4 protein-coding genes and 1 riboswitch are annotated in these 4,921 nt (G+C 35.5%); of the genes, 2 read left to right on the forward strand and 2 right to left on the reverse strand.

Annotated features, from left to right (window positions below; all coding sequences use genetic code 11):
* Positions 1-89 precede the first annotated feature (89 nt).
* Together ACGLXV_RS12115 and ACGLXV_RS12120 are read left to right on the forward strand one after the other, a co-directional pair.
* Entirely contained in the window at positions 90-2,120 is a 2,031-nt protein-coding gene (locus ACGLXV_RS12115; RefSeq protein WP_391558798.1) for a sigma-54 interaction domain-containing protein, read from the forward strand.
* Positions 2,121-2,198: 78 nt separating this feature from the next.
* Complete coding sequence (locus tag ACGLXV_RS12120) at positions 2,199-2,825, forward strand: histidine phosphatase family protein (protein ID WP_391558799.1); 627 nt, start codon at positions 2,199-2,201, stop codon at positions 2,823-2,825.
* 63 nt (positions 2,826-2,888) lie between these two features.
* Here the strand turns inward: ACGLXV_RS12120 and ACGLXV_RS12125 are convergent, their stop codons facing one another.
* Both ACGLXV_RS12125 and ACGLXV_RS12130 read right to left on the reverse strand, forming a co-directional pair.
* Entirely contained in the window at positions 2,889-3,431 is a 543-nt protein-coding gene (locus ACGLXV_RS12125) for a phospholipase D-like domain-containing protein (RefSeq protein ID WP_391558800.1), read from the reverse strand.
* A gap of 135 nt (positions 3,432-3,566) precedes the next feature.
* Complete coding sequence (locus ACGLXV_RS12130) at positions 3,567-4,766, reverse strand: phosphoglycerate dehydrogenase (protein ID WP_391558801.1); 1,200 nt, start codon at positions 4,764-4,766, stop codon at positions 3,567-3,569.
* A gap of 58 nt (positions 4,767-4,824) precedes the next feature.
* Positions 4,825-4,903: riboswitch (ZMP/ZTP riboswitch) on the reverse strand.
* Positions 4,904-4,921 lie beyond the last annotated feature (18 nt).

A 4,921-nucleotide genomic window follows, 5' to 3' on the forward strand; every position in this document is an offset into this window, starting at 1 on the left:
TTTCTTTATTTCTTTATTTTATTAATTGGTTGTTTTTGACCTTAATTGGGTTTACTATTAAACCAATTAAGTGTATAAGGAGTGTTTTTATGAGAAAACCTTGTATTACTTTAATCGCAGGAGGTTCAACAACAAAAAGAGTGTTGCATGGCCAACTTCAACAATTACTTGGTGATTATATTGATGTGATAAGCTATGCAATGGATGAAGAAATACCCTCTTATTTAAGGGAGCCGTTACTACTATTTTCATCAGAAGTAGTGAAACAGGAGGCTTTTGAGAAGTTAGAAATACAATGTGAACATTTTTTTGTTGGTAAACGTATGATTCACCATGAATATATTGACCAGCTGTTGAAGATCCCTGAAAATAAAAAAGTTCTTTTAGTTAACGATAACTATTCAGAAACCACAGAATTTATTGAGTCTTTATATCAGCTGGGTATCAACCATATTCAATTTGTCCCTTTTCATATAGGACAATTATTTTATGAAGATATTGATACAGCCGTCACACCTGGAGAACCTCATCTTTGTCCACCATTTATTCCAAATATTATTGATGTTCACGTTCGACTTTTTGATATGACTACCATTCTAAAACTAGTAGATTATTGTCACTTACATACAGATATTTCGTCTCGGATATCAGAAAGATATATCCGAAATATCGTAGAATTACATAAGAAATTATTGAGCGCTGATCGAAAAACAAAACTGTTGAACGATCATTTACAAAAGGTCGTTGATTCCGTTGATGACGGAGTATTGGCGGTGAATTCACAGCAGGAACTTACCGTTTTCAACCACCATTTAGAAGCACTATTTCAACTCTCTTCACAAAATATTTTGCATAAACCAATCGGAACCCTACTTCCCGCTGAGATTGTTGACTTTATCCTACAAGGAAATGAAAATAGTAAATTTTTCACCGTTAAAGGGATAGAAATTGTTATCTTTCGCTCTCAAATGAGTATAGAAAATACCATTGTTGCTACCTTTAAAAGTGTAAATCAAGCATTTGAGATTGAAAAAGCAGCTCAACGACAGTTAAAAAAGAAGGGTTTATATGCAAAATATGATTTACAAGATATTATTGGACACGACCCGAAAATTTTACTCTGTAAAACCATTGCTAAAAAGCTAGCTAAGTCAGAACATCCCGTTTTTATTCAAGGAGAAACAGGAACTGGAAAAGAGCTGTTTGCCAACGCGATACATCTCCACTCACCAAGAAAATCCGGACCATTTTTGGCTGTTAATTGTAGTGCATTAACGGAGAGCTTACTAGAAAGTGAATTATTTGGATATGAGGATGGAGCATTTACAGGGGCAAAGAAAGGCGGAAAAAAAGGATTATTTGAGTTAGCGGATAATGGAACCCTCTTTTTAGACGAGATTGGAGATATTAGCCTTAACGTTCAAGCCCATTTATTAAGAGTCCTACAAGAAAATGAGATTCGTAGAATTGGTGGAGATAAAATCATTCCTATTAATGTTCGAATTATAGCTGCTACTAATAAAAATTTACAAGATAAGATCCAAGCAGGTACGTTTCGTTCTGATTTATATTATCGTCTTAATGTTCTAACCTTTTCAATCCCTCCTTTAAAAGAGAGAAAAAGTGATATCCCCTTACTTGTTGATTCTTTTATCAAAAAACATCGGTTAGATATAAAAATCGAGAATCAGGTAATGAATTTCCTTTTACAGCATGAGTGGCCAGGTAATATCCGAGAATTAAAGAGTGTGGTTGATTATATGCTTACCGTATGTGAAAATCATCTCATAACTGAAAATGACATTCCCAGTAATGGACTAACCCCTTCTATAACACAAGAACGTTCAAGCTTGATTCTAGTTGAAAGTAAACTAGAACAGGATGAGTATTTGTTTATTTTAAATGCAATTAAAGCATGCAATGATTCTGGAAAAGCAGCTAGCAGAGAATGGATTTCCTCATATAGTAAAGAATCTAAATATTACTTATCTCCCCAACAGGTTAGGAAACGACTTAATTTCTTAGAATCTCAAGACTTAATCATTAAAGGGAAAGGAAGAGCTGGAACAAAAATCACCTCAAAAGGGGTAAATTTCCTCTCTTCTTATATCAACCAATAGTAATAACAATTCTTCAGTAGGTATGGTAAAATTCTTGGTAACTAAACAATAATTACAATACAAAGTAGGTGTTATAGCTTGTCCTCCGAAAAAGAACTAAAGCTTTATTTTGTACGTCATGGTGAGACTCAATATAATATAGAAAAACGTATGCAAGGGTTTTGTGATTCACCGCTTACCGAACGTGGAATTGCTCAAGCGAAGTCTGTAGGAATGGGCTTAGATGATATTGAATTTACTGCTGTATACACTAGTGAAAGCCAACGAGTCATAGATACAGCTAAGTACGCAGTTGGTCATCGAAATCTCCCAACTATGACAGACCCACGCCTGAAAGAAATGAACTTTGGTGTTTTAGAGTCACTTGTAGAATCAGAAATCACCGAGCGATATGGAAATATACTTGAACAATTATTTACCCTTAACGACCTAAATATGTCTGCACCAGAAGGGGAAAGCTACTCCCAGCTTTATACACGTACAACCTCCGTCGTTAAAGAAATCATCGACAAGCACAAAAACGATGGCGGAAATATACTCGTTTTCTCACACGGAGTAACGATCGGTAACTATTTAATGCAATTAACAAAGATGAGCGATTATCCGCACCATGATAATTGCAGTGTTTCCGTAATTAAGTATGACAACGGTGAATTTAGTGTAGAAACAATTGCTGACACGTCCTTTAGGGACAGATATCAATAATATGAAAACACCTCTATACGAATGGTATAGAGGTGTTTAACTACTGATTTAATTTCCTTACTTCTACCACTCCTCCAAATCACCACTATCCCACATTTCATTAAATGATTCCTTCATAGATGAAGCTAAGTCCGAATCACTTACGGTTAAGAGGACTTCCTCGTTATCTTCTGCAGAGTCTTTTGTGTAGTTAAAGGAGCCTGTTACGACGGTTTGGTTATCCGATATGGTTAACTTTATGTGCATTTTTTCATCTTTATTTATTTTAATCGGTATATTTAGTGCCTCTAACTCATCGAATATTTCTTTACTATCTTTATTTTCTGTATTTTCCCCATCGGCTATGATTCTAATGGAAACGTCTCTTTCCGCTGCGGCTGAAATAGCGTCTACGATGTTGTCATTATCTAGGTTATAGATAGCAATATTAAGTTCTTCCTTTGTGTTATTAATTACCTCTATTAATTCTTCCTCTGGGCTACCTTGATATCCACTAATTGCATAAGACAACTGTGTTTCACTTGAATCTATCATGATCTTACCTACTAATAAAAGGTTCACTATGAGTGATATGATCAAAAGAATTCTTCCTAGTTTTCTATTCAATGTTATACCTCCTTGTTTTTCTCACTAAAGCTATATCATTTATAGACCATTTATCTTAAATGAACCTTAAATGAACCTTTTTTAGAAAAACAAAAAGGTGATACAGAAATTTGTATCACCTTTGGTAAACTCTCATTAAATTATACGTACAGTAACAATACCTTCAATCAAGCCGATTTTTTCCTCTAACTGAGGGATAATTTCACTCGTTACATTGTTATCAATATCGATCATTGTATAGGCATATTCCCCTCTACTTCTGTTCACCATATCTGCAATGTTTAAATCATAGCTTGATAGAGCTGAAGTTATCTTTCCAACCATTCCAGGGATGTTTTTGTGGAAAGCTGCTACACGTTGTTTTCCTGAATATGGTAGAGTGGCATTTGGGAAATTCACTGAGTTTTTAATATTTCCTGTCTCAAGGAAATCCTTTATTTGACGCCCCGCCATAATCGCACAATTTTCCTCAGATTCTGCTGTTGATGCACCAAGGTGTGGAACACAAATGGTGTTTTCCATTTTCAATACATTTTCATTAGGAAAATCTGTGATGTATTGACCCACGATTCCTTCTTCTAGCGCAACCGCCAAATCTATTTCGTTCACTAGTTCTCCACGTGAGAAGTTCAGAATATGCACACCTGGTTTCATAATGCTAAATGTGGCTTGATTAAACATTCCTTTTGTATCATCCGTTAATGGTGTGTGCACGGTAATGTAATCAGCGTTTGCAAACAATTCTTCAATTGTTAATGCACGTTGGACTGTACGTGATAAATTCCATGCAGTATCAACAGAAATAAATGGGTCGAATCCAATTACATCCATGTCTAAAGCAATGGCATCGTTCGCTACAAGTGCTCCAATTGCACCTAGTCCAATAACACCTAGAGTTTTACCCTTAATCTCTTTTCCTACAAATTGCTTTTTCCCAGCTTCCACAAGCTTTGGAACTTGGTCCCCTTCACCTTCTAAGGTCTTTGTCCATGACACACCAGCAAAAAGGTTTCTTGATGAAGCCATTATTGTAGTTAAAACCATCTCTTTAACGGCATTTGCATTTGCTCCAGGTGTATTAAAAACAACAATTCCTTGCTCTGTGCATTTGTCGACAGGAATATTATTAACACCTGCTCCAGCTCTTGCAATTGCTTTTAAATTACTACCGAAATCCATTGAATGCATATTAAAACTACGAGCAATGATTGCATCCGGATTTTCACAGTCATTGTCGACTGAAAAGTTATCCTTGCGGAAGACTTTTAACCCGCTTTCTGCAATATTATTTAATGTTTTAATTTGGTTCACTTTTTTTAATGTAATTGGGCTCATATTGTTTCTCCTTTTTTATTATAAATTTGAACAAAAAGAGGTAAGGGTTGATAACCCTTACCTCTGCCCAGGCGAACGGCTACGACACCATGTGCTCCCTCGCGGTTATCCGCGTTTCGCCAGTCACACAAAGTCTTTTTATTTCTTATATTCTA

It is taken from the genome of Robertmurraya sp. (assembly GCF_036676585.1).
Taxonomy (GTDB): Bacteria; Bacillota; Bacilli; order Bacillales; family Cytobacillaceae; genus Robertmurraya_A.